Source organism: Mycobacterium sp. DL592 (assembly GCF_011694515.1).
Taxonomy (GTDB): Bacteria; Actinomycetota; Actinomycetes; order Mycobacteriales; family Mycobacteriaceae; genus Mycobacterium.
The window spans coordinates 2,423,627-2,448,613 of sequence record NZ_CP050192.1; the positions used below are offsets into that span (position 1 = coordinate 2,423,627).

A 24,987-nucleotide genomic window follows, 5' to 3' on the forward strand; every position below is an offset into this window, starting at 1 on the left:
GCCACCTGTCAGCCGCGATTACCGCTACGGGCAAGGATACGCGCCGCGGTCTGCTTCACCTGCTCCCCGAGCCCGGCGATCGCGGCCGCGTCCAGCGTGGCGAACGGGGCGGCGGTCACCGACATCGCGACCCGGCCGTCGGGCCCGGCGATCGGCGCCGAGATGGTGGCGATGTCGTGCACCGGGCCGACCCCGAGTTCCTCGGGTAGCACGTCGATCACGCTGAGGTCGGCGAACGCACGGGCCAGCCGGGCGGTGATCGCGTCGATCTCGCCGTCGTCGCTGAGCGCCCGCAGTGCGGCGTAGACCCGCAGGTATTCCCGGGTCAAGCGCTCGACGACGTAGCCGCGCGTGCGAATCTCGTTGATCACCTTGGTAATTCGAGTGCGCAGCGCGTCACTGGGCTGCCCGATGGCCTCCAGCCAGGTTCGCTGCGCATCGGCATCCGACCACGCCACGTAGTCCCGGCCGAACGGCGCGACGAACGGTGTTCGCATCCCCCTGCCGATCACCGGGGCCGTGGGTGTCCGCCCCGCCACGTCGACGATCACCAGGCTGGTGTCCTCGCGGCGCGCGAGGTAAACCTGGGTCCCGGTCGCCGCCGCCAGGTCCTCGAGTTCGGCGCGGAACGCCCCCGCCCCGCTCAGGCCGGTGACCGCACTGCCCCATGCGTACTTGGCGGTGGCCGGGTCGCGGCTGACCCAGTCGCGGGCGGTCAGGGTCGCCAGGATCGCGTGACCGGTGGCCCGGCTGATGCCGAGGCGACGGGAGATCTCGGCCAGTGAGAACTGGCGGCCCGGGTCGACACCGAGCATTTCCATAATTGCGATCACACGCTCGGTGGGTGGGGAGGACGCTTGACGGGCACCGTCGGTCGCGTCTACGTTGAGCGTCATATTTCCGAACAGTACGTCGAATATTCGACACCAGCAAGGGAAGCGCGGATGTCGTCAACGCAGACGCTGAACCTCGACGACCTCACCGCACCCCTGCTCACCGACGCCCAGAAGCAGATCCTGGACTACACCGAGGCGCGCGAGGTGGTGTTCGACGCCGACCGGATGCTCGAGGAGGCGGCGGCCCAGGCCGGAACCGACGACCTCGCCGACACCGACGGGTTCACCGACCGCCTCACAGCGCACATCGCCGCCATCGAGTCCGACACCGGGCTTCGACAGCTGAGCCGGGGCACCCTGCGCGCCCGCACGGTGCGCCGGCTGCGCAACCGGCTCTCGCTCAACGATCTGCTCACCCGGTACCCGGAGATCGAGTCCATCGACATCGAGAAGCCGCTCATCGTGGTCGGCATGCCCCGCTCGGGCACGACGCACCTGGTCAACCTGATCGCGCAGGATCCGCGCCGGCGTGCGCTGCCCTACTGGGAGAGCGACGAGCCGATCCCGGCCCGCGGCCGAGGCCCCGACGTCTTCGGTGTCGATCCTCGCTACGGGCGGGCCAAGGCCGAGCACGACGCCCTGATGGCCAGCACCCCCTACGTCGCCGCCATGCACGACCGGTTTCCCGAGGCCATCGAGGAGGAGGTCGAGCTCCTCGATCTCGACATGGCCGGTTACGCCCTCGAATGGCATGCCCGGGTGCCGGCCTGGCGGGACTACTACCTCGGCCTGGACCACGTCCGGCACTACGCTTACCTCAGAAAGGTGTTGCAGGCGTTGACATTCCTGCGCGGACCACGCACCTGGGTGCTCAAGTCCCCGCAGCACGCCGAACAGCTCGGGCCGCTGATGGCCACCTTCCCGGATGCCACCGTGGCGTTCACCCACCGCGATCCGGTGGCGGTGATCCAGTCCGCGATCACCATGATGGCCTACTCGGACCGGTTGCGGCGCACCAGCATCGACCCGGACTGGCTGGTCGACTACTGGTCGGACCGGATCCACCGGCTGCTGAGCGCGTGTGTTCGCGACCGGGCCCTGGTGCCCGCCGAGCGCAGCGTCGACATCTCCTTCCACCACCTCAACGGCAACGAGATGCCGGTGCTGCAGCAGTTGTACGCACTGGCCGGGGTGGACATCGAACCCAAGGTGGCCAAGCGATTCCAGGCCTATATCGACGGCAATCGCCGCGGCGGCAAAGGTCGCATCCCCTATGACCTGCGCGGCCATTTCGGCGTGGACCCCGCCGAACTGCGGTCCCGGTTCGACTTCTACTTCGACCGCTTCGACGTCCGCCCGGAGATCTGAGAGGCCACCGTGACACCCATCTACCGCAGCCGCCCCGGCGCCGACGCGATGGCGCCCGCGTCGGCGGAGTCGGCGCAGGAGGTCGCACCCGGGATCTGGTGCTCGCCGGGCCTGACGAACACCTACCTGCTGACCACCACCGACGGCCGGGTGATCGTCAACACCGGGATGGGCTTCGAGGCTCCCGTGCACCGGGCAAACTTCGATGCCGTCGACGACTCGCCGGTGCGCTACATCGTCATCACCCAGGGCCACTACGACCATGTCGGCGGACTGGACACGCTCCGCGACCCGCAGACTCAGGTTGTCGCACAAGCCAACTGGGAGCAGTGGCGCGACGACAACGAACGGCTGCTGCCCTACCGCGCCAACCGCAGCGCCTTCGCGTTCGCCGGGCGCCTCGCCGACGGCATCGCCGGAATCCAGCGCCGGTTCGGCAAGAAGCTGCCGCCGCAGAGCGCCGCATCAGCCGATATCATCGTCACCGACCGGCTGAGCCTGGACGTCGGCAGCCGGCGGCTGGAGTTCATCGCCACCCCGGGCGGCGAGACCACCGACTCGATGGTGCTGTGGCTGCCCGAGGAGCGGGTCTGCCTGTGCAGCAACACCTTCGGTCCAGTCTTCGGCCACATCCCCAACCTGGTGACGATCCGCGGTGACCGCTACCGCGACGCGCTGACGGTGATCGACACCGTCGAGCGTGTTCGCAGTCTGCGCCCCGAGGTCCTGCTCACCGGCCACTTCGACCCCATCGTCGGCGCGCAGCTCATCGACAGCGAACTGGCCAGGCTGCGCGACGCCATCCAGTACATCCACGACCAGACCGTCGCGGGAATGAACGCCGGCAAGGACGTCCGCACCCTGATGCGCGAGATCACCCTGCCCGCCGAGTTGGAGGTCGGCCAGGGCTACGGCAAAGTCGCCTGGGACGTGCGGGCCATCTGGGAGAACTACTCCGGCTGGTTCCACCACAGCTCGACCACCGAGTTGTACCCGATCGGCCCCGAATCGGTGAGCAGCGACCTGGTGGACCTGGCCGGCGCACAGGCCATCGTCGAGCGCGCCCGGGCGCACCTGGCTGCCGGGCGCCCACTGGAAGCCATCCACCTCGCCGAGATCGTGACCGCCAGCGAACCTGAGCATCCCGATGCACGTGCGGTTCTCAAGGGCGCACACCAGACGCTGCTGGCCGGCAGCGTCAACTTCTGGGAGACCGCATGGCTGAGCACACAGATCGAGAGGTACTCGTGACCGCGAACGTCAGCTTCGACTTCACCGGCACCCGGGCGCTGATCACCGGCGCGACAAGCGGGATCGGCCACGCCGTCGCCGTGCTGTTCCGCGACGCCGGCGCCGAGGTGACAGTCACCGGCACCAGGGCGGACGCCGCCGACTACGACACCGACCTGTCCGGCATGAGCTACCGGCAACTGGTGCTCACGAGTAACGACTCCATCGACCAACTGGCACAGGATATCCCGGTTCTCGACGTTCTGGTCAACAACGCCGGGGCCAACTTCCCCGGCGGCCTCGACGAGTCGGCACCCGACGGGTTCGCCGCCTCGGTGGCGGTCAATCTCACCGGGCCCTACCGCCTGACCGTCGGCCTGCGCAAGGCACTGCGTGCCTCGCAGCTGCCCGGCGGGGCGAGCGTCGTCAACCTGGCCTCGATGTCGGCGCTGCGGTCGGTGCCGCTGGTGCCGGGCTACGGGGCGGCCAAGTCCGGGATCATCAACGTCACCCGCAACCTCGCGGTCAAGTGGGCCAAATACGGCATCCGGGTCAACGCCGTCGCGCCGGGCACCATAGACACCCCGATGACCGCGCCCATGCAGGGCGCACCTGAAATCGTCGCGAGTGAAATTGCCCACATCCCCGCCGGCCGGATGGGCACCGTCGACGAGATAGCGCCCACCGTCGCCTTTCTGTGCACTGTGCAGAGCAGCTACATCAACGGGGCGGTCATCGTGGTCGATGGTGCCTCGGACTGCGTCTGACCTTCACTCTGCCGTACCGTGATCGGGTGCCCAGCAAGGTCCTGTTCATCTACAACGATCCGATCGCCCAAGAGGCGCTGCTCGGGGAGACGTTCACCGAACTCGGCTTCGACGTCGACACCTTCGAAGTGGTGCCCGCGGACCGGACCGCCGACCCGGCGGTCGAGGTCAGCTTCCCCGACCCGACGCGCTACGACGTAATCGTGCCGCTGGGGTCCCGCTGGGCGGTCTACGACGAGCGGCTGCCATGGGTCGCCGACGAGATCGACACGGTGCGCCGCGCCGTCGCGGCGGACGTCGGCGTGCTGGGCGTGTGCTTCGGCGGTCAGTTGGTGGCCACCGCGCTGGGCGGTTCGGTCACGCGGTCGGACGCACCGGAGGTCGGCTGGCATCACGTCCACAGCAGCGACCACGATCTGGTGCCCGAGGGCCGGTGGTTCCAGTGGCACTTCGACCGGTTCACCCCGCCGCCGGGGGCACAGGAGATCGCCAGAAACAACAGCGCGTCACAGGCTTTCGTGAAGGGACGGGCGATGGGGCTGCAGTTCCACCCCGAACTCGACCACGGCCTGCTGGAACTGTGGATCACCGACGACCTGGCCCGCGCCGACGGCGACATCGAACGACTGGGGCTGCGCCACGAGGACCTCCGGGCCCACACCGGCCACCACGTCGACGACGCCGCCCGCCGGCTGCGCCGCCTGGTGCGTGGCTTCCTGGACAAGGTGGCGGTCTAGCTCGCCACGCACCACGGCGACCGCACGCGGAACAGCCTGTGCCACAGCACTACTCAGTCCGGCGCCATATCCGACGTCGGCGACGTCGACGCTGACGACCACCAGCCGCGCCGGCGCCCGGCCCAGCACCGTAGCCAACTCGTAGGTCTGGGCCAGGTCCAGATCGTGTGAACTGACCGCCACCGGTGCGGCCAGCTCGTCGATACCGCACCGCCGGACCCGGCCGGGCACCGCCTGTTCCCCCGCCGCCGCGTCGATCACCACCGCGAGATCCGCACCGTCCCAGGCGTCGATGAGCGCGGCCGATTCCACCGCGCACCGCACCACCCGTAGCCCCGGGCATTGGCGGGCCACCTCGGCCGCCACCGCGGGACCAACCCCGTCGTCGCGGCGATGGTCGTTGCCGATCCCGATGACGACCCTCACCGGCGGTCGATCGTGAGCGTCAGGAAATGTGTCGCACAGGAGATGCACGGGTCGTAGTTGCGAATCATGCGCTCGCACAACGCCGTCAGGGCGGCATCGTCGAGGTCGCCGCCGGCCAGCACCACCTTGGCCAGGTCGTCCTCGATCGCCGCCTGGTTCTGGGCGGTCGGCGGCACGATGACCGCGGCCTTGATCAGCCCGTCCTCACCGATCTCGTAGCGGTGGTACAGCAGCCCACGCGGCGCCTCACTGACGCCATGCCCGATGCCGGGCCGGGCAGGCACGTCGACGAACGGCCGCGCCGGGCGCTCGTAGTCCTCAATGATGCGCAGCGCCTCCTCGACCGCGTAGACGGTCTCGACCGCGCGAACCACGATGCTGCGAAACGGGTTTCGGCACTCCGCTCCCAGCCCCGCCGCGCTGGCGGCCTGCCGGGCGACCGGTGAGAGCAGCGCGGAGTTCAGCGAGTAGCGGGCCAGCGGACCGGTGAGATGACGGGCGCCGTCGAGGGTGGCGTGCAGTGCGGTGGAATGCGGCACCTGCGATTCGCGGACGTGGTCGCTGAACTCGGCCACCGGGAACGGCGCACCGGCACTGCGGGTGATCGTCCCGTCCTCGATGGCGTAGCGCGGCCCGGTCAGCGCCAGCAGCTCGTGATCCACGGTGAGGTCGGGGAACTCGAACCCGGCCACCCATTGCACGGTCGCGAGCGCGTCGTCCAGGGCGCGGCGTAACTCCTGCGCCATCGGCTTGAGATCGGCTTTGGTGGGCACCGAGTAGAAGCCGCCGAGGCGGACGTTCACCGGATGGATGGATCGGCCACCGATGAGTTCCATCAGCCGATTGCCGGCCTTCTTCAGCGCCAGCCCGCGTTCGACCGCGGCGCGGTGGTTCTTGGCGACGGCGATGATGTCGGGCTCGCCGAGGAAGTCGGGCGCGTGCAGCATGTAGATGTGCAGGGCGTGGCTGTGGATCCACTCCCCGCAGTACAGCAGCCGACGCAGCGCGATCACCTGTGGGTCTAGCGTGACGCCGCAAGCGTCTTCCAGCGCGTTGCAGGCGCTGATCTGGTAGGCCACCGGGCAGATGCCACAGATCCGGGCGGTGATGTCGGGCGGCTCGGTGTGCGCCCGGCCCCGCAGGAAGGCTTCGAAGAACCGCGGCGGCTCGTAGATGTTGAGCTCGACGCGTTCGGGCACGCCGTTGCGCATCTCCACGTGCAGGGCGCCCTCGCCCTCGACTCGGGTGAGGGCACCGACACGGATGGTCCGGGAGTCAGTCATGGCGGTGTGGCTCGGCTTCCAGAGCGTCGTGGAACTGCGTGACGTTGAACGTGTCGAATACCCGGTTCACGTCGGGTCCTGACATTCCGTCGCGGTGCAGCAGCGGGATCATCGCCGGCATGTTGGGGGTGGCCGTCGGGCCGAAACAGCCGTAGCAGCCGCGGTGGTGGCGCGGGCACAGTGCGCCGCAGCCGGCGTGGGTGACCGGTCCCAGGCAGGCGATACCGTCGGCGACGGTCACACATGTCACCCCGGCCCGTTTGCATTCGGTGCACACGGTGGCCGCGGGCAGTCTGGGCTTGCGGCCGACGAGCAGCGCGGCCAGGGTGTCGAGCAGTTGGCGCCGGTCAATCGGGCAGCCCCGCAACTCGTAGTCGACCGTGACGTGTGCCGAAGCGGGCGTCGAGGTGGCCAGGGTGTCGATGTAGTCGGGCCGGGCGTAGACCACGGACGTGAACTCGGCGACGTCGGCGAAGTTGCGCAGCGCCTGGATGCCGCCCGCGATGGCACAGGCGCCGATCGCGACGAGAATGCCTGACTGCTCGCGGATTTCGCGGATTCGGCGCTCGTCGGAGGAGGTGGTCACCGAGCCCTCGACCAGCGAGACGTCGTAGGGGCCGCCGACGATCGCGCTGGAGGCTTCGGCGAACGTCGCGATCTGCACCTGCTCGGCCAGCGTGAGCAGTTCGTCCTCACAGTCGAGCAAGGTGAGCTGACATCCGTCGCAAGAGGCGAACTTCCACACAGCCAGGCTGGGCATGTCAGAGCTCCTTGGTTTCCAGCAGCGGACGCGCCACGTCGTAGCCGACCACTGGACCGTCGCGGCACACCAGCAGCGGACCGAGTTGGCAGTGACCGCACCAGCCGATGCCGCACTGCATGTTTCGTTCCAGCGAGACCCGGATGTCGCCGGGGGCAACCCCCTTGTCCAGCAGAGCCTGGGCACCGAAGCGCATCATCGGTTCCGGCCCGCACAGGAAGGCCTTCACCCGGGCGGGCGTCAGCGACAGCCGCCGCAGCGGCTCGGTGACGAACCCCGTCTCCCCCGGCCAGCCCTGGATCGGCACGTCCACGGTCAGGTGTACGTCCAGGCGCGGATCCTGTTGCCAGCGTTGCACTTCCGCGGTGTAGAGGAAGTCGCGCTGGGAACGGGCGCCGGCGATGAGCACCACCGTGCCGTAGCGCTCCCGGTGCGCCAGCGCGCCGAGAACCACCGGACGCAGCGGCGCCAGACCGACTCCGCCTGCCACGATCACCAGATCGCGTCCGGCCGCCTCGTCGAGTCCCCAACTGGTGCCGAACGGTCCACGCACACCGAGTGCGGTGCCCGGCTCCGCGGCGCACAGCGCCGCGCTTACCGCACCTACGTTGCGGATGGTGTGGGTGATGGTGCCGTCGGAGGATGACGGGTCACCGCTGACCGAGATTGCCACCTCGCCGACCCCGTAGGCGTAGAGCATCATGAACTCCCCCGGCCGCGGGGCCGACAGCTCGGTGGCGACGGGTTCGAGGCACAACGTGACCGAGTCGGCGTTCTCCACGACTTTCGAGCGCACCCGATACGGCATCGGCGCCATCGCCGAGGACTCCGGCGCCCACCCGCGCGTCACGGCCTCACTCATGGTCCTCCTCGGCGAGCCGGGCGAAGGTCGCCATCTCCTCGGTGATGTCGATCCCGGTGGGACACCAGGCGATACAGCGCCCACATCCCACGCAGCCCGACGAGCCGAACTGGTCATGCCAGCTCGACAGCTTGTGGGTGAGCCAGTGCCGGTAGCGCGAGGGACCCGAGGTCCGCACCGGTCCCTCGTGGACGAAGGTGAAGTCGAGCTCGAAGCACGACGCCCATTCCGTCCACCGCTCGGCGTGCTCGCCGGTGAGGTCGGTGACATCAGAGGTGCTGGTGCAAAAGCAGGTCGGGCACACCATGGTGCAGTTGCCGCAGGTCAAGCAGCGGCTGGCGACATCGTCCCAGTGCGGGGATTCACGTGACTCGGCGAGCAACCGGCGCAGGTCCACGTCGGGCATGCGGCGCCCCATCAGGTCAGCCGCGGCCGCGACGTCATCGGCGGCTGCCGCGGTCTCGGCGCGTTCGGCCACCCGGTGCGGGACCGCGGCCAGCACCTCGGCGCCCGCCGCGCTGCCGGTCTCGACGAGGTAGGTCGGCTCCGGTCCGTCGAGGCGTTCGGTCAGCGCCAGGTCGTAGCCCGACCGGCAGCCCGGACCGGTGTCCATCGAGGCGCAGAAGCACAGGTTGCCTGGTTCGGTGCAGTTGACGGCGACCACGAAGGCCTGCCTGCGCCTGCCGACATAGGAGCCGTCTGGGTGCGCTCCGCCGGACAGCACCCGGTCGAGCACCCCGATGGCGGCCAGATCGCAGCCGTGTACGCCGAGGAAGGCGTACTTGGGTTCGGGCTCGGGCGTGTCGACGCCGTCAGGCCCGCACCCCCACACCTTCTGGCGGGGCGGGTGCAGGAACTGCTTCCACGACTGGGGGCCTGAGGAATGCCCGAACGCGGCGAGGTCGTCGCGGCGGCGCAACTGGTAGCTTCCCGGCGCGACGTCGACACCCCAGCCGTGAGGCAGGTCGTCGGCGCTTGCCAACTCGGCGACCACGATGGCGTTGTCGCGCACGGTGGGGCCGACAACGGTGTATCCCCGCCCGCTCAGCTCGTCGACGAGTCGGTGCAGACCCGCGCCGTCGAGGACGACGGTATCGCTGGGTGCCATGCCGCCATCGTCGCGTACGACGATGGGCTTGCGCGTGGGTCATTCGGGGTACCGGTGAGGGGCCTAAAGTCACATCGCCCCAATCGTTCACCCAACCGCAACCTGGCCTCACTAGCGTCGCGGACATGTCTGCCGAAACCGACCAGCTGGAGTGCCTGCAGCGCGATATCGACGTGCTGCTCGACCGGCTGGCCGAGGCAGAACTCCGATGGCAACCGTGGATCGCTCCGGTTACTCCCGGAAACCGTTGCAGTGCAATTAATCTCGTGCATTACTGGGCTTTGCGACAGTGCGATCTGCGGGACCTGCAGCACCGGCTGGCCGAGCTCGGCCTGTCATCGCTCGGCCGCAGCGAAGCTCACGTCCAGGCGACTCTGCGGTCGGTGGCGGCAGCGATCTCGGCGATGCTGGGCCGCGGCTGGCAGGCGCCCGGTGCGGCCACCGTCAGCGCGCAGGACGGCGCGAACCTACTCGCCCGCAATGCCGACACCCTGCTCGGCCCGGCCGCCGAGGACCGCGCCGCACGGATCATGGTGACCCTGCCGTCCGAAGCGGCAGGCGATGCACGTCTGGTGCGTGCACTGGTCGACGCGGGGATGCGGATCGCCAGAATCAACTGCGCGCACGACGACGAAACCGCTTGGAAGACAATGGCCGCCAACGTCAGGTCGGCGGCGGCCGCCGCCGGCCGGCCGTGCCTGATCGCGATGGACCTCGCCGGGCCGAAGTTGCGAACCGGGCCGCTGCAGGGTGGCCCGCAGGTGGTGCGCCTGCACCCCAGCCGCAATGCCCGCGGCCAGGTCGTCGCGGCCGCCCGCGGCTGGCTGACCTCAGCTCAGCGACCGGCCCGCGCCCCCGAACCCGGCCTGGTCACCGTGCCCGTCGACCCGGAGTGGCTGGCCCGCCGCGTCGAAGGCGAGGAGTTGCTCCTGCACGACACGCGCGGGTCCAAACGGCGGCTGCTGGTCGCGGCCGCGGCCCCGGGTGGTTTCGTCATCACGACCGAGAAGACGACGTATCTGGAGTCCGGGACGGTGCTCAAGAGCAGAGGCCCCGGAGGGCACGAGCGAAGCGACTCGGGGAACAATAAAGGCGCGAAGAAACGGGGCGTGGTCGGCCCGCTCCCGGTCACCGAGCAGAGCATCGACCTGGCGGCCGGCGACGTCATCCGCCTCACACGCGACTGTGCCCCCGCACCCGCCGACGACGAGCCACCCCACATCGGCTGCACGTTGCCGGAGTTGTTCGACAGCGCCGAAGTCGGCGAACGAATCTTCTTCGACGACGGCAAGATCGGCGGTGAGGTGGTGGCCATCGCGCCCGACAGCATCGACGTCCACATCGACCATCCGCCGTATGGCACCGCGAAACTCCATGCGGGCCGGGGCATCAACGCCCCCGACACCGACCTGACGGTGTCGGCGCTGACCGACAAGGACCTGGCCGACCTGGCCACGGTCGTCGCGGTCGCCGACATCGTCCAGTTCTCGTTCGTCCGCGAACCCGCCGACGTAATCCGGTTGTTCGACGAACTGGCCCGGCTCGGCGACACCGAACTGGGAGTGGTCCTCAAGATCGAAACCCGGCTCGCCTTCGAGCATCTGCCGCAACTGATGCTGACCGCCATGCGGCGCAACCGGGTCGGGGTGATGATCGCCCGCGGCGACCTGGCAGTGGAGTGCGGTTACGAGCGGATGGCCGAAGTCCAGGAGGAGACGCTGTGCCTATGCGAGGCGGCGCACCTGCCGGTCATCTGGGCGACCCAGGTCCTTGAGCAACTCGCCAAGACGGGCCTGCCGTCGCGGGCCGAGATCAGTGACGCCGCAATGGCCGAGCGAGCCGAATGCGTGATGCTGAACAAGGGCCCCTATGTCACCGACGCGGTGCTGACCCTCGACGACATCCTGGGCCGGATGGCCGGCCACGAGTACAAGAAGAATTCGCTGCTACGCACTCTGCACTCCTGGTCGGCCGCCGGACTGTAGTCAGAGCACGCCGGGCGCGGGGTCGTGACCGAGCTGGTGGGCCAGCGCGTCGTCGACAGTGGGGTGGCGGAACCGGTGCCCGAGCGCCTGCAGCTTCGTCGGCAGCACCCGCTGATCTGCCTCGGCCAGTTCCCGCGCACCCTGCTCGCCGAGCAACACCCGCGGCCCGATCGACGGGACCGGCAGCAGCGCAGGCCGGTGCAGGGTCTTGGCGAGCACCGCGGTGTACTCGCTGTTGCGCACCGGGTTCGGCCCGACGGCGTTGACCGGGCCGGACAGCCGGTCGTCGTAGAGGGCGCGGTAGTACACGTCGAGCAGGTCGTCGATACCGATCCACGACAGCCACTGCCTGCCACTGCCCAGCCGGCCGCCCAGCCCGGCGGCGAACAGCGGGCGCAGCAGCCGCAGGGTGCCGCCCGCGGCGGACTGCACGATGCCGGTGCGCACCACGACAGTGCGTACCCCCGCGTCGGCGGCCGGGGCGGTGGCCGCTTCCCAGTCCGCGACCACATCGGCAAGGAATCCGTCACCGTGGGCGCTGTCTTCGCACAGCAGCGCGTCGCCGCGGTCGTATCCGTAGATGCCGATCGCTGACGCGCTGACGAAGGCACGCAGCGAACTGCCGGATTCGGCGGCCAGCGCAGCCAGCTTGCGGGTGGGCTCGATGCGGGAGTCGCGAATCGCCACGCGATGCTTGTCGGTGAACCGCCCGGCGATCGACTCACCGGCCAGGTGGACCACGGCGTCGACCCCGTCGAGCAGATCCGGCGCGGGATCGCTTGGATCCCAACGCCGTTCGTCTGAGTTCTGCGGCTCGCGCCGAACCAGTCGGATCACCCGGTGCCCGCCGGTGGACAGGAACGCGGCCAGTGCCGTGCCGACCAGACCGGACGAGCCGGTGATGGCGACCGTGAGGCGGTCCGCACCGGCCAGGGCCGCATCGCGGTGCGCAGCGAGGTCGTCGGCCAGTTGCCGGTGGCGATAGGCGAAGGTGGAGCGCAGCGCCGCGCCGGGCACCGTGGTGTCGACCTCGTCGTGGACCCTGGTGGCACCGTCGCCGGCGTCGCTGAAGCGGTGGGTGTGTCGCCACCAGCCGATGACCCGCGGCGGCAGCGTCATCAACCCATCCGAGGACAGCACGTCGCGGAACTGATACGGCGGGTCGTAACCGGTCGGGTCGTGCCGGGCGATCCAGCGCAGCCCGGCAGGCAATCCCAGGATGGCCACCCCGTCGGCAAGCGAGTCGGTTTCGGCGACGACCCGCATCGGCTGCCACGGCGGGACCAGCCGGCGCATCGCACCCGGCCGGGTGTGCCAGGCGAACACCTCGTCGAGCGGATGGTCGACGATGCTCGCGTATTCAATACCCACGTGTGACATTCGGAGCCGCGGTCCGACCGGATTGCTCCGCTGAGTCAGCGACGGTCGGTGTCCTCGGTCACGTCCGGCTCGCCGGCGGTCTCCACGGGATGGACGGCGGCCTCTTCGGCCGGTTCCGGCAGTTCGGGTTCGTCGTCGCTGGGCAGATCGGCCTCGGGATCCTCGGACACCACCTCATCGGGGTGCTGCTCCTCGGCGAGCTCGTCTGCCGGGTAGTCCGCGTCGAACGTCGAGTAGGTGGACTCGACGACGTCCTCGTCGGAATAGGCAATCGCCGGCTCCTCGGCGGGCTCCGGGTCGGGCGCGGCGGCGGGACCGCCATGCTGACGCTCGCGGATCGCGTCCACGATCAGCAGGATCACCCCGAGCACGCTGGCGGCAATGCACACCCACGCGACGAGCTCATTGCTGGTGACGACCGCGGTGACCAGGGCCGCGAGGCCGACCACCGCCAGTACGAGCGCAACGATCAGCATCGATCAACCTCCGGCAGCCAGATCAAGGTTGGATTCGGACACGTGGCCCGACGGACCTGCCCGACGGAAGGCTTAGTTGTTACCCCGGTTGAACTGGTTGAACCCGCCGCCGTCGGTGGCTGCGCCGGAGTCGACCGGTGCCGCCGACCCACGCTGGCCCAGCTCCTCGAGCTGCGACTCGAGGTAGGTCTTGAGCCGGGTGCGGTACTCGCGCTCGAAGGTGCGCAGCTGCTCGAGCCGGCCCTCCAGGACGGTCCGCTGCTGGTTGATGGTGCCCATGATCTCCGAGTGCTTACGCTCGGCGTCCGCCTGCAGTGCGTCGGCCTTCTCCTGGGCCTGCCGCAGCTGGGTTTCCGAGCGGGTCTGCGCGTCGGCGAGCATCGCTTCGGAGCGCTGCTTGGCATCGGCGACCGTGGTCTCGGCGGTGTGCCGGGCCTCGGAGAGGATCTGGTCGGCATTGGCGCGCGCGTCGGCGAGCAGCTTGTCGGCCTCGGCCTTGGCGGTGCCCGTCAACCGGTCGGCGGTGTCCTGGGCCAGGCTCAGCACCCGGGCCGCCTTGATCGCCTGCTCCTCGGTGACCGACGGCGACGGCGCGGGAGCGGGGGCGGGCTGCGCGACGGGCGCCGGGGCTGGTTCGGGTTCCGGCTCGGGCTGGTAGAGCGGGATCGCCTGAGTGGGCTGCGGTACACCGCCGCCGGCACGGGCCGAGGCCAGCTCCTGATCGAGCTCACTGACCCGCTGACGCAGATCGGAGTTCTCCTCGATCAGGCGGGTGAGCTCGTTCTCCACCAGGTCGAGAAACGCGTCGACCTCGTCCTCGTTGTAACCGCGCTTGCCGATCGGTGGCTTGCTGAACGCCACATTGTGCACGTCGGCCGGTGTAAGTGGCATTGCCTGCCCCCTCGAGTCTGGACGGTCGAACCGATGTCAAAGTGTAGAACGCGTGTCGCGTTCATCGTGCCGTACTGTAACTGGCGTCCATCCTGTCACACCAGAACCGTCGGTTGCGCCCGAGACTAATAATTAAGAGCGAATTTCAAAGTTTTGGTACCCCGCAGCTCGGCGCGCCTAACCGGATTCGCCCGCCTGGTGAGGTAAGTTGCCCCGCCCTGTCAGGCCGCTGCGGCCGCCGCGTTGAAGGCCAATTGCATCCCGATGAACGCAACCAGCAGCAGCACCATGATCGACAGGTCGAAACGCACCGCACCGATCGTCAACTGCGGAATCAGGCGCCGCAAGAGTTTCACCGGAGGGTCGGTCACCGTCATGATCGCCTCGAGGACGACCACGGTGAGGCCGCGCGGCTGCCAGTCCCTGGCGAACGAACGAATGAACTCCACCACGACCCGGGCGATGAGCAGCAGCCAGAAGATGAACAGCGCGAAACCCAGGATTTCGAAGAACAGCGCCAACTAAAGCCGGTCCTTAACTAACAGCGGATGTGACATTGCCGACATCGCTGGCATGTCTCCAGCGTGACGCAGCCAGCCTACCTACTCGGCGTGGGAGCCGCCGGGCCGGCAACCGTTGCCGGCGCCGGGTTCACTGATAGCTGTAGAAGCCGGCTTCAGCGATGCGGCGGCGCTCCTCGGCGGTGACGTCGACATCGGCCGGAGAAAGCAGGAACACCTTGGTGGCGACCTTGTCGAACGAGCCGCGCAGGGCGAAGGCCAGGCCGGCGGCGAAATCCACCAGACGCTTGGCGTCGGCGTTGTCCATCGAGACCAGGTCCATGATCACCGGCTGGCCGTCACGGAAACGCTCGCCGATGGTGCGGGCCTCGCTGTAGTCCTTGGGGCGCAGCGTGGTGATCTTCGACATCGGGCTGCCGGCCTCGAACAGTTCGGCCATCCGGCGAGGGTCCATCGCCAGGGCGCCGCGGGTCGACCCGCGCAGGGAACCGAACCGCGAGGGGCGCGGCATGTCGTCGAACTCACGCGGGCGGAACCGCGGCTCGTCGGCGTAGCTGCGGAACCCGCCGGTGGCCGGGGCGTCGTACTCGCCGCGCGGGTCGTCGTATTCACGGGCGGCGCGCGGCTCGCGGTCGTCGTAACGACCGGCGCGCTCGTAGCCTTCGTCGGCGAAACGCTCACCGCGACGGGCGTATCCGCCGCGGGCGGTGCCGCGGTCGTCGTCGTCGTAGTACTCGTCGTCGTAATCGTCCATCGGGGCCATCCCGAAGTAGGCCTTGACCTTGTGGAGAGTGCTCATCGCTGGACCCTTCTTGAGCGTGAAGTTCGGTGTCTGTGATGAAGATGTGACTGGAGTGACTACTCAGGGAGACGTTAGAGGACGATTTCCCATAAGCGCTGTACCGACACGCACACACGTTGATCCGTGTCGCACGGCGGCTTCCAGATCGCCCGACATGCCCGCGGACAGCTCGGTGGCCTGCGGATGGCGGCCCAGTACCCGCTGGTGTTCGGCGGCCAGCGCCGAGAATGCGGCGTCGGGATCGGCGCCCAGTGGCGGGATCGCCATCAGCCCGACCAGTCGCAGCCCGTCGGCGCCTGCGATCTGATCGCACATCGCGTCAACCCCGGCCCGATCGCCGATGTCGACGCCGCCGCGCGCCGTGTCCCCGTCGAGGCTGATCTGCAGGAACACCCGCACCGGCGTGGACCGCACCCCGTCAGCGATCGCCTGCTGCACACCGCGATCCAGCGCGGCGGCCACCTTGGCCGTCGACAGCGAGTGGACCGTATCCGCCCACACCGCAATGCTTTTGGCTTTGTTGCGCTGAATCTGGCCGACCATGTGCCAGTGCAGGTCGCGCGCCCCGGTCGCGGTCTGCACCTCGGCGATCTTGGCCGACGCCTCCTGCTCACGGGATTCGCCGAAGGACCGGCACCCCAGCCGCCAGAGAATCTCGACATCGCTGGCCGGAAAGAACTTGGTGATCGGCAGCAGCTCGATGTCGGCGGCATCGCGGCCCGCTGCCGACGCCGCGGCGGCCAGCCTGTCGCGCAGCCCGGTCAGCGCCGCGGCGAGTTCGGATTCGCGATCGCTCATTCCATCCACACCAGGCAAGCGAGCCGGCCGGTCGGTGCGCCCCGGCGATGGCTGAACAAATTCTTGTCGGCGACGGTGCACCGCGGGTCGACGTCGACGGACGTGACCCCGGCGTCGCGCAATTGCCGGACGATCCCGGCCCGCAGGTCCAGCCCGGCGGTCCCCCGTGCCGTTCGGGTGCGACTACCCGGCAGGCGGGCCTCGACGTCGGCGGCCATCTGGTCGGGCACCTCGTAGTTGGCGCCGCTGACAGCGGGCCCGAGCAGCACGGAGATGTCTTCGGTGCGCGCACCCGCGGCCAGCATGGCTTCCAGCGTGCGCAGCACGACACCGTCGGCGGCCCCGACCCGTCCCGCATGCACCGCGGCGACGACGCCGGCGCGGGCGTCGCCCATCAGCACCGGCACGCAGTCGGCCGTCACCACCGCCAGCGCAAGCCCGGGCGTGGAGGTCAGGAGTGCATCGGTGTCGGGCAGCGGGTCGGTGCGGGGTTCGGCGACGACCTCGAGGTGGTCACCGTGCACCTGATTCATCCACACCACATGGTCGGGAGGTAAGCCGATGGCTTTCGCCAGCCTCGCCCGGTTGGCCGCCACCGCGGCGGGATCGTCACCGACGTGGTCACCGAGATTGAAGGTGTCGAACGGCGGCTTGGACGCCCCGCCGGCCCGGGTGGTGGTCACGCGGCGAATGCGAACAGTCACAGCACCCAGTATCGGCGGCGGGTGAGAGACGGCGTCAGTGCCGCATGAAGGGCGGCACGTCGACATCGTCATCGGCGATGCCGCCGTCGTCTCCGCCGATGCTGACCGTCGCACCGTTGGTGTGCACCGGCACGCTCACCGCGTCGATCGGGTCGAACAGCGAGGAGCTGAGCTTGCCCGCGGCACCCGCGGCGATCGTGGAGCCCGAACCGACCACCGGCTTGCGGCTGGGTCCGGCGGCGTCGAAGCCGGCGGCGATGACCGTCACCCGGACCTCGTCGCCCAGCGAGTCGTCGATCACGGTGCCGAAGATGATGTTGGCGTCGACGTGGGCGGCGTCCTGGACCAGCGAGGCGGCCTCGTTGATCTCGAACAGCCCGAGGTCGCTGCCGCCGGCGATCGACATCAGTACGCCCTGGGCGCCTTCCATCGAGGCTTCCAGCAGCGGGGAGTTGATGGCGATCTCGGCGGCCTTGAGCGCGCGACCGTCGCCGCGGGCCGAACCGATGCCCATCAACGCGGTACCCGCACCGCTCATGATGCCCTTGACGTCGGCGAAGTCGACGTTGATCAGGCCCGGGGTGGTGATCAGGTCGGTGATGCCCTGCACGCCGTTGAGCAGCACCTCGTCAGCGCTGCGGAAGGCGTCCATCAGCGAGACCTGGGCATCGCCCATCTGCAGCAGCCGGTCGTTGGGGATGACGATCAGGGTGTCGCAGCTCTCGCGCAGCGCTTGGATACCGGCCTCGGCCTGGTTGGACCGGCGCTTGCCCTCGAAGGAGAACGGCCGGGTGACCACGCCGACGGTCAGTGCGCCGAGCTTGCGGGCGATGGTCGCCACGACGGGCGCGCCGCCGGTTCCGGTGCCGCCGCCCTCGCCTGCGGTCACGAAGACCATGTCGGCGCCGCGCAGCAGCTCTTCGATCTCGTCCTTGGCGTCCTCCGCGGCCTTGCGGCCCACCTCGGGGTCGGCGCCGGCACCGAGGCCGCGGGTGGAGTCACGTCCGACGTCGAGCTTGACGTCGGCGTCGCTCATCAACAGCGCCTGGGCGTCAGTGTTGATGGCGATGAACTCGACACCCTTGAGGCCCTGCTCGATCATGCGGTTGACGGCGTTGACGCCGCCGCCGCCGATGCCAACGACCTTGATCACGGCCAGGTAGTTATGCGGGGGGGTCATCGTCTGGGTCTTCCTCCCTGTCGGGCTCGGGTGGCGCTAATCCCCTTGGGCAAACCCTCAACCTCAACCTCAGGCTTAGAGTTATGTCAAGTAGTTCCGCGCAACCAGAACGATATGGACGGTCCCCGCGGGATTGGGGAGGCGCGCCGACGTGTCGTGGGCGAATTTCGCGCGACGTCCGTCACGGCGCCACCCGATCTACTTGACGGTCGGCAGATCCGGGCTCGAGACGTCATAGGTACGGCCCGGCTGGGTCAGCAGCGCCGCGAGCTTCTCGGCCTTCTCCGCGGTGCGGTCGGTGGTCCCCCACACCACAGTCCGCCCGTCGGTGAGCGTCAGAGTCACCGATGCCACCGACGGCGCGGCGACCCGGCTGACCTGACCGACCACCTCCGGGCTCAGCGCCGTCATCACCTCCAGGGCCGCACGCGTCGGTGCGTCCGTGGGTCCGGGATTGTCGACATCGATGTAGGCCAGGCCCGGCGGCGGCGGCGCGGTCGCGAAGTCCACACCGTCCTTGTCGAACAGATGCGGGCCGTCCGGATAGTCCTTCACCACGATCGGGACCCGCTCCACGATCGTGATACGCAGGGTCGACGGGTACTCGCGCTGCACCCGGGCGCTGGCCACCCGGCGGATCTCGGCAACCCGGTCGGCCACCGTGTCGGTGTTGATCTGCAGCAGCGGCGTGCCGAGCTGGACCTTCGCGGCGTCGATGACCTCGTCGCGCGTCACCGCGCCGACCCCGGTCACCACCAGCGAGCGGGCCGACATCAGCGGGGTGAAGTACAGGATCAGGCCGAGTCCGACGGCGACCACACTCAACACGATCAGCCACACCAGCAGCCGCAACCCCCGAACCGTGCCGCGGCCCAACTGTTTCGGCGCCTCGACGTGCTGGCTGCGAACCCGGCGCTTGGCCTCCCTGCGGGCCTCCTCGATCGCCATCGCCCTGGTTTGCGCCGCGCGGCGCTCCTCACGCTCCCGGCGGGCCTTGCGCCGAGGTCCCTCGAAGTCGGGCTCCTCGGGCTGGGCTTCGCCAGACTCTGCGGTCTCAGTCTCGGCCTCGTCGAGATCGACGTTCTGCACGTCCTCACTCGCACTGTCGCGCCCAGCCGTCGGTTCGGGCGCGTCGGGAGGCTGCGGCGGATCCGGCTCGGTCACCGCTGCTCCCGGCCGGCCTTGTCCTGGATCGCGGCGATGATCTCCGGACCCAGCATCGTCACGTCGCCGGCGCCCATGGTGACCACGACGTCGCCGCTGCCCACCGATGCCGCCACCCGTGCGGCGACCGCGGAGAAATCCGCCACGTAGTGCACCGGCACGCTGACATGCTCGGCCACGGTGGCCCCGCTGATACCGGGCATCGGTTGCTCGCGGGCGGCGTAGACGTCGAGCACGAACACCTCGTCGGCGGTGTCCAGCGCGCTACCGAACTCACGCGCGAAAGTCTTTGTGCGCGAATATAAGTGGGGTTGGAAGACCACGATACTGCGGGCCCCGGTGATGGTCGGGTGGCCGGTGCGGTCCTGGCGGGCGATCGCGCGCAGCGCGGTCAGCGCGGCGCGCACCTCGGTCGGGTGATGGGCGTAGTCGTCGAACACCTTCACCCCGCCCGCCACCCCGACCAGCTCGAAACGCCTACGCACACCGTCGAAACCGGCCAATCCGTCGAGCACCTCGTCGATCGGCGCGCCCACCTCGAGTGCCGCGAGCAGCGCAGCGAGCGCATTGAGCGCCATATGCCTGCCCGGCACCGCCAGGCGCATCACCCGCTGATGAGACTCCCCCGCCAATTGGATGTGGGCCACTGCCCCGGTGCCGTGCTGTTCCCAGTCGACCAGTGCCCCGGCCAGACCGTCACCCGGCCCGCTGCCGTAGCGCAACACCCGTACACCGCTGGCGGCGCTGCGTTCGGCCAACGCGGCCGCACCGGGATCGTCGGCGCAGATGACCAGCGCACCGCCCGGAACCAGCCGTTGTACGAACGCGTCGAACACCGCGCTGTAGGCCTCCGCGCTGCCGAAGTAATCCAGGTGGTCGGCCTCGACATTGGTCACCACCGCCACGTTCGGGGTGTATTCCAGCAGCGAGCCGTCACTCTCGTCGGCCTCGGCGACGAAACAGTCACCACTTCCGTTGTGCGCGTTGGTACCTGCCTCCCCGAGGTCACCACCGACCGCGAACGACGGGTCCATCCCGACATGCTGCAACGCGACGATCAGCATCGAGGTGGTGGTGGTCTTACCGTGCGTACCAGTCACCAGCAAGGTGCGCTGCCCGGCCATCAGCTTGGCCAGCACCACCGGGCGCAGGATCACCGGGATCCCGCGCCGGGCGGCCTCGACCAACTCCGGGTTGGTCTTCGGGATCGCGGCGTGGGTGGTGACCACCGCGGTCGGACCGCCGGGCAGCAGATCCAGGTTCGCCGCGTCATGGCCGATGCTGATCTGCGCGCCGCGGGCCTGCAGTGCGACCACGCCGCGCGACTCCTTGGCGTCCGAGCCCGACACCAGCCCCCCGCGGTCGAGCAGGATGCGCGCGATCCCCGACATCCCGGCACCGCCGATGCCGACCATGTGCACCCGGGCCAGCTCCGGCGGCAGTGCCTTGGCGGTGCTCATCGGGCCTCTCCGCGGTGCGCTCGAGCCACATCCAGGGCCACCTCGGCGACCCGGCGTGCGGCGTCGCGGTGGCCGACCTGGGCGGCGGCGTTGGTCATGGCCTGCAGGCGGGCGGTGTCGCTGAGCAGGCCGACGACCTCGCCGGCGACGAAGTCGCTGGTGAGGTCGCTGTCGGCGACCAGAAGCCCGCCACCGGCGTTGACCACCGGCAGCGCGTTGAGCCGCTGCTCGCCGTTGCCGATCGGCAGCGGAACGTAGACGGCGGGCAGCCCGACGGCCGAGACCTCGGCGACTGTCATCGCCCCGGAGCGGCAGATCGCCAGGTCGGCGGCGGCATAGGCCAGGTTCATCTCGCTGAGGTAGGGCACCGCGACGTAGGGCGGGTCGCCGGGCGGCGGGGTCCGCAGGTCCAGGGTGTTCTTCGGGCCGTGGGCGTGCAGCACCGAGATACCCGCCGCGGCCAGCTCCGCCGCTGCCCCGCTGACCGCGCGGTTGATCGACGCCGCGCCCTGCGAGCCGCCGAACACCAGCAGCACCACCGCGTCGTCGGCGAACCCGAAGTGGGCGCGGGCCGCGGACCGCAACGCCGTGCGATCCAGTTCGGTGATCGACGCGCGCACCGGCATGCCCACCACCTCGGCGCCGGCCAGACCAGAGTCCGGCACCGCGGCCAGCACGCGGCGCGCGGTCCGTGCGCCGACCCGGTTGGCCACGCCGGCGCGGGCGTTGGCCTCGTGCACGACGACGGGAACCCGGCGCCTGCGCAATGGCCCGCCGCGGGCGGCGAGATAGGCAGGCACGGCCACGTAGCCGCCGAAGCCGATCACCACGTCGGCGGCGACATCGTCGAGGACGGCACGGGTCTCCTTGACGGCGCGGCGCACCCGCAGCGGCAAGCGCAGCAGATCGCCGTTGACTTTGCGTGGCAGCGGGACAGGAGTGATCAGTTCGAGGTGGTAGCCGCGCTCGGGGACCAGCCGGGTCTCCAGGCCGCGGGCGGTCCCCAGGGCGGTGATGCGAACGTTTGGGTCGAGCGCCTTGAGCGCGTCGGCGACTGCCATGGCCGGTTCCACGTGACCTGCGGTGCCGCCGCCGGCCAGGACGACCGAGACCGATGCGCCGCGCTCACTACTCACCCGTAACGCTGACCTTCCAATGTGCGGGACCGCCGTGGCTGGCCGGCTCCCTGGCTGCCGTATCGCTGTGCCCCGCGTTGCGAAGCATCACCATGATGCCCTGAGCGCCGGGTGGGCCGTTGCGCCGTCCTCGTTTTGGCGGGTGCGTCGGCGCGACCGCGGGTGGGCGTCTTCACCGGTTTGGCGGCTCTGCCCGATTTGGCGGGTTTGGCGGGTTTGACGGGTTTGACGGCGGCCGGCTTGGTGCGCAGCCGGTCGCGCAGCGCCTCCACCCGGGTCGGCACATACGGCTCGGGCAGCGGCAGCCGCAGCAGCCGGTTCATCCGGTCGTCGCGGCCGGCGCGCAGTGCAGCCACCGCCTCAGGCTCGTGGCGGGCCGCGTTGGCCATCAGTCCGATCATGAACAGCGTTGTTGCCGTTGATGTTCCACCCGCAGAGATCAGCGGCAGCTGAATGCCGGTGACCGGAAGCAGGCCGATCACGTAGCCGACGTTGATGAACACCTGGCCGATCACCCACATGGTGGCGGTGGCGGTCAGCAGCCGCAGGAACGGATCGGCTGACCGCCGGGCGATGCGCATCCCGGTGTAGGCGAACAGACCGAACAGCGCCAGCATGCCGAAGGCTCCGACGAACCCGAGTTCCTCACCGATGATGGCGAAGATGAAGTCGTTGTGGGCGTTGGGCAGGTAGTTCCATTTCGCGGTGCCCTGGCCTAGTCCGTCGCCGAACACACCGCCGTTGGCCAGCGCGAATTTGGCCTGCCGGGCCTGATATCCCGAGCCCTGGGCGTCGGCGGCGGGATCCAGCCAGGACCGCACCCGATCAGAGCGGTAGCCCGCGGACACCGCTAGCACCGCCGCGGCCCCGACCGCAGCCAGCACCGAGGTGACGAAGACCTTCAGCGGCAGGCCGGCGAACCACAGCATGGCGAGCAGGATGATGCCCAGTGACACCGTCTGGCCGAGGTCGGGCTGGGCGACGATCAGCGCCAGGGCGATCACCGCCGCGGGGATCAGTGGCACCAGCATCTCGCGCAGCGAGGCGCGCTCCATCCGCCGGGTCGCCAGCAGATGGGAGCCCCAGATGGCGAACGCGATCTTGGTGAGTTCGGACGGCTGCATCGACAGGCCGGCAACGACGAACCAGCCCCGGGAGCCGTTGGACTCGTGGCCGATCCCGGGGATCAGCACCAGTGTGATCAGCACGATCGTCACCGCGAATGCGAAGAACGACATCCGGCGCATGAAACTCACCGGCAGCCGCAGCGCGATCCAGCAGGCGAACAGCCCCAACACCGTCCACATGACCTGGCGGAAGAAGATCGACCAGGGTGAGCCATCCTCGTCGTAGGAGTGCACACCGGAGGCCGACAGCACCATGGTCAGGCCCAGGATGATCAGCAGGGCGGCCACCGAGACGATCAGGTGGAACGAGGTCATGGGCCGGCCCAGCCACGCGCCGAACGTCTTGTGCGGCAGGAAGCGGAGTTTGGCCGGCGCCTCGGCGGTGGCGACCGCGACGGCGCCGGTGGTGGTCTCGCCGGCGGCGGAGGCAGCGGTGTCGTTCTCGGCGGGCACATCAGTGCCGTCGGCGGTGCCCTTGGCACCCCGACGCCGCAACCGGGTCAGGATGTTGTCAGCCATGGCCGCTACCGCGCCGCAGCACGAACGGCGGCGGCGAACGCGTCCCCGCGGTCGCCGTAGCCGGCGAACTGGTCGAACGACGCACCAGCAGGGGCCAGCAGCACGGTGTCACCCGGCCGGGCCAGGCTGGCGGCAGCCGCGACGACCTCGGTCATCACCCGTGCACCAAGGCCAGTTCCGGAAGCGTCGACCAACCGAGTCCCACGAGCAACATCTGACTCATTAGTCCCTTGCACCACAGCATCCTCCCGCGTCACAACCTCGATGACGGGGACATCGGGTGCGTGTCGCGATAACGCGTTGGCAACCACCGCACGGTCGCGACCGATCAGCACGGCACCGACCAGCCGGTCTGCCACCCGGGTGATCATCTCGTCGACCGAGGCGCCCTTGAGCAGGCCGCCGGCCACCCAGACCACCCGCGGATAGGCCAGCACCGACGCCTGGGCCGCGTGCGGGTTGGTGGCCTTGGAGTCGTCGACGTAACTCACCCCGTCGACGACGCCGACGGCCTCGGCACGGTGGCGGCCCACCCGGAAGCCGGCCAGCGCGTCGGCGATCGCCGAGGCCGGCACGTCCACCGCACGCGCCAGCGCCGCGGCGCCGAGTGCGTCAAGCACCCCGACCGGCCCGGCCACCGGGATCGACGCCGCAGGCGCCAGCGCGAGGTCCTCGGCGAACGCACGGTCCACGAGCAGACCGTCGCGCACCCCGAGTTCACCGGCCGCCGGCTCGCCGAGCCGGAAACCGGCCTTCACCGGCGCGGCGGCGGCGGGCAGCAGGGCGGTCGCCGGCCCGTCGTCGAGCCCGACGACGGCCACCCGGCCCTGCAGCGCCCTGGCCTTGGCCGCGGCGTAGGCGGCGAAACTGCCGTGCCAGTCGAGATGGTCCTCGGCGATGTTGAGCACCGCCCCGGCCTCCGGGCGCAGCGAGGGCGCCCAGAACAGCTGAAAGCTGGACAATTCGACCGCGAGCAGGTCGGCGGGCTGGGACAGGACGTCGAGGACCGGATCGCCGATGTTTCCGCACAGCATCGCGCGACGGCCGTCGGCGAGCAGCATCGCGTGCAGCATCGAAGTGGTGGTGGTCTTGCCGTTGGTTCCGGTGACCACCAGCCAGCGCCGGGGTGGCCCGTAATGCCCCGTTGCGTCCAGGCGCCACGCCAGTTCGACATCGCCCCAGATCGGCACACCCGCGCCGGCCGCAGCGGCCAGCACCGGGGCCTGCGGCGGGAAGCCGGGGCTGGTGACCACCAGGTCGACCGCGCCGATGTCGGCTACCGCCCGCGTCGGCTCGATGGTCTCGATCCCGTTGGCGGCCAAGACTTTCCGAGCATCGTCGTTGTCATCGCAGACCACGATGTGGACGTCCCACGAGGCCAGTGCGGCAACCACCGCACGTCCGGTGATCCCGGCTCCAGTGACCAGTACCCGAGCTCCGCGGGCCAGCGGCTCCAGGCCAGTCACG

General features: G+C 69.6%; 23 protein-coding genes and 1 pseudogene. 5 read left to right on the forward strand and 19 right to left on the reverse strand.

What is annotated here, in order from left to right:
• Window positions 1–8: 8 nt before the first annotated feature.
• The gene (locus HBE64_RS11725; protein WP_167101933.1) at window positions 9–896 is read right to left on the reverse strand and encodes a helix-turn-helix domain-containing protein; all 888 of its coding nucleotides are present in this window, start codon (window positions 894–896) and stop codon (window positions 9–11) included.
• Between the two features lie 48 nt (window positions 897–944).
• On the opposite strand from HBE64_RS11725, the gene HBE64_RS11730 reads away from it, so the two are divergent.
• The 4 genes from HBE64_RS11730 to HBE64_RS24715 are packed head-to-tail and all read left to right on the forward strand — an operon-like array spanning window position 945 to window position 4,938.
• Window positions 945–2,204, forward strand: coding sequence for a sulfotransferase (locus tag HBE64_RS11730; RefSeq protein WP_167101936.1), 1,260 nt, complete (start codon window positions 945–947; stop codon window positions 2,202–2,204).
• 48 nt (window positions 2,205–2,252) lie between these two features.
• Window positions 2,253–3,455 (forward strand): MBL fold metallo-hydrolase, encoded by a 1,203-nt coding sequence (locus HBE64_RS11735; protein WP_167109095.1) that lies wholly within the window; start codon window positions 2,253–2,255, stop codon window positions 3,453–3,455.
• Window positions 3,452–4,201 carry an SDR family NAD(P)-dependent oxidoreductase gene (locus HBE64_RS11740; RefSeq protein WP_167109097.1) on the forward strand — a complete coding sequence of 250 codons (750 nt, stop codon included), beginning with the start codon at window positions 3,452–3,454 and terminating at the stop codon, window positions 4,199–4,201. The genes HBE64_RS11735 and HBE64_RS11740 overlap by 4 nt, the downstream gene beginning before the upstream one ends.
• A gap of 26 nt (window positions 4,202–4,227) precedes the next feature.
• Complete coding sequence (locus HBE64_RS24715; RefSeq protein WP_243841583.1) at window positions 4,228–4,938, forward strand: type 1 glutamine amidotransferase; 711 nt, start codon at window positions 4,228–4,230, stop codon at window positions 4,936–4,938.
• Between the two features lie 60 nt (window positions 4,939–4,998).
• Here the strand turns inward: HBE64_RS24715 and HBE64_RS24720 are convergent.
• The 5 genes and pseudogenes from HBE64_RS24720 to HBE64_RS11770 all read right to left on the reverse strand — a co-directional run.
• Window positions 4,999–5,442: pseudogene (locus tag HBE64_RS24720) on the reverse strand (hydrogenase maturation protease); the annotation flags it as partial.
• On the reverse strand, window positions 5,361–6,647 hold the full coding sequence (locus HBE64_RS11755) for a Ni/Fe hydrogenase subunit alpha (protein WP_167101939.1): 1,287 nt from the start codon (window positions 6,645–6,647) through the stop codon (window positions 5,361–5,363). The gene HBE64_RS11755 and the pseudogene HBE64_RS24720, both read right to left, overlap by 82 nt.
• Window positions 6,640–7,407 (reverse strand): oxidoreductase, encoded by a 768-nt coding sequence (locus HBE64_RS11760; RefSeq protein WP_167101942.1) that lies wholly within the window; start codon window positions 7,405–7,407, stop codon window positions 6,640–6,642. The genes HBE64_RS11755 and HBE64_RS11760 overlap by 8 nt, the downstream gene beginning before the upstream one ends.
• 1 nt (window position 7,408) lies before the next feature.
• Entirely contained in the window at window positions 7,409–8,269 is an 861-nt protein-coding gene (locus tag HBE64_RS11765; RefSeq protein WP_167101945.1) for an FAD/NAD(P)-binding protein, read from the reverse strand.
• Window positions 8,262–9,377 (reverse strand): 4Fe-4S dicluster domain-containing protein, encoded by a 1,116-nt coding sequence (locus HBE64_RS11770; RefSeq protein ID WP_167101948.1) that lies wholly within the window; start codon window positions 9,375–9,377, stop codon window positions 8,262–8,264. The genes HBE64_RS11765 and HBE64_RS11770 overlap by 8 nt, the downstream gene beginning before the upstream one ends.
• Before the next feature lie 125 nt (window positions 9,378–9,502).
• Between HBE64_RS11770 and HBE64_RS11775 the strand changes: the two genes are divergently transcribed.
• A complete protein-coding gene (locus HBE64_RS11775) occupies window positions 9,503–11,362 on the forward strand; it encodes a pyruvate kinase (protein WP_167101951.1) in 1,860 nt (619 codons plus the stop codon).
• Here the strand turns inward: HBE64_RS11775 and HBE64_RS11780 are convergent, their stop codons facing one another.
• The 13 genes from HBE64_RS11780 to murD all read right to left on the reverse strand — a co-directional run bounded on the left by HBE64_RS11780 (window position 11,363) and on the right by murD (window position 24,986).
• Window positions 11,363–12,733, reverse strand: coding sequence for a TIGR01777 family oxidoreductase (locus tag HBE64_RS11780; protein ID WP_167101954.1), 1,371 nt, complete (start codon window positions 12,731–12,733; stop codon window positions 11,363–11,365).
• A 44-nt stretch (window positions 12,734–12,777) separates the two neighbouring features.
• Window positions 12,778–13,218, reverse strand: coding sequence for a phage holin family protein (locus HBE64_RS11785; protein WP_167101957.1), 441 nt, complete (start codon window positions 13,216–13,218; stop codon window positions 12,778–12,780).
• Between the two features lie 72 nt (window positions 13,219–13,290).
• Entirely contained in the window at window positions 13,291–14,109 is an 819-nt protein-coding gene (locus tag HBE64_RS11790) for a DivIVA domain-containing protein (RefSeq protein WP_167101960.1), read from the reverse strand.
• A gap of 221 nt (window positions 14,110–14,330) precedes the next feature.
• Window positions 14,331–14,630: a YggT family protein gene (locus tag HBE64_RS11795; protein ID WP_167101963.1), complete on the reverse strand. Its 300-nt coding sequence runs from the start codon at window positions 14,628–14,630 to the stop codon at window positions 14,331–14,333.
• 130 nt (window positions 14,631–14,760) lie between these two features.
• Window positions 14,761–15,429: a cell division protein SepF gene (locus HBE64_RS11800; protein ID WP_167101966.1), complete on the reverse strand. Its 669-nt coding sequence runs from the start codon at window positions 15,427–15,429 to the stop codon at window positions 14,761–14,763.
• 63 nt (window positions 15,430–15,492) lie between these two features.
• Window positions 15,493–16,230, reverse strand: coding sequence for a YggS family pyridoxal phosphate-dependent enzyme (locus HBE64_RS11805; protein WP_167101969.1), 738 nt, complete (start codon window positions 16,228–16,230; stop codon window positions 15,493–15,495).
• Window positions 16,227–16,934: a peptidoglycan editing factor PgeF gene (pgeF, locus tag HBE64_RS11810; protein WP_208300627.1), complete on the reverse strand. Its 708-nt coding sequence runs from the start codon at window positions 16,932–16,934 to the stop codon at window positions 16,227–16,229. Before pgeF ends, HBE64_RS11805 begins: the two co-directional genes overlap by 4 nt.
• 34 nt (window positions 16,935–16,968) lie before the next feature.
• Window positions 16,969–18,114: a cell division protein FtsZ gene (ftsZ, locus tag HBE64_RS11815; protein ID WP_167101972.1), complete on the reverse strand. Its 1,146-nt coding sequence runs from the start codon at window positions 18,112–18,114 to the stop codon at window positions 16,969–16,971.
• Window positions 18,115–18,312: 198 nt separating this feature from the next.
• Window positions 18,313–19,278, reverse strand: coding sequence for a cell division protein FtsQ/DivIB (locus HBE64_RS11820; RefSeq protein WP_371744149.1), 966 nt, complete (start codon window positions 19,276–19,278; stop codon window positions 18,313–18,315).
• Complete coding sequence (gene murC, locus HBE64_RS11825) at window positions 19,275–20,738, reverse strand: UDP-N-acetylmuramate--L-alanine ligase (protein ID WP_167101975.1); 1,464 nt, start codon at window positions 20,736–20,738, stop codon at window positions 19,275–19,277. Before murC ends, HBE64_RS11820 begins: the two co-directional genes overlap by 4 nt.
• Window positions 20,735–21,799 (reverse strand): undecaprenyldiphospho-muramoylpentapeptide beta-N-acetylglucosaminyltransferase, encoded by a 1,065-nt coding sequence (gene murG / locus HBE64_RS11830; RefSeq protein WP_371744186.1) that lies wholly within the window; start codon window positions 21,797–21,799, stop codon window positions 20,735–20,737. Before murG ends, murC begins: the two co-directional genes overlap by 4 nt.
• 71 nt (window positions 21,800–21,870) lie before the next feature.
• Complete coding sequence (ftsW, locus tag HBE64_RS11835) at window positions 21,871–23,520, reverse strand: putative lipid II flippase FtsW (protein WP_167101978.1); 1,650 nt, start codon at window positions 23,518–23,520, stop codon at window positions 21,871–21,873.
• A gap of 5 nt (window positions 23,521–23,525) precedes the next feature.
• Entirely contained in the window at window positions 23,526–24,986 is a 1,461-nt protein-coding gene (gene murD, locus HBE64_RS11840; protein WP_167101981.1) for a UDP-N-acetylmuramoyl-L-alanine--D-glutamate ligase, read from the reverse strand.
• Window position 24,987 lies beyond the last annotated feature (1 nt).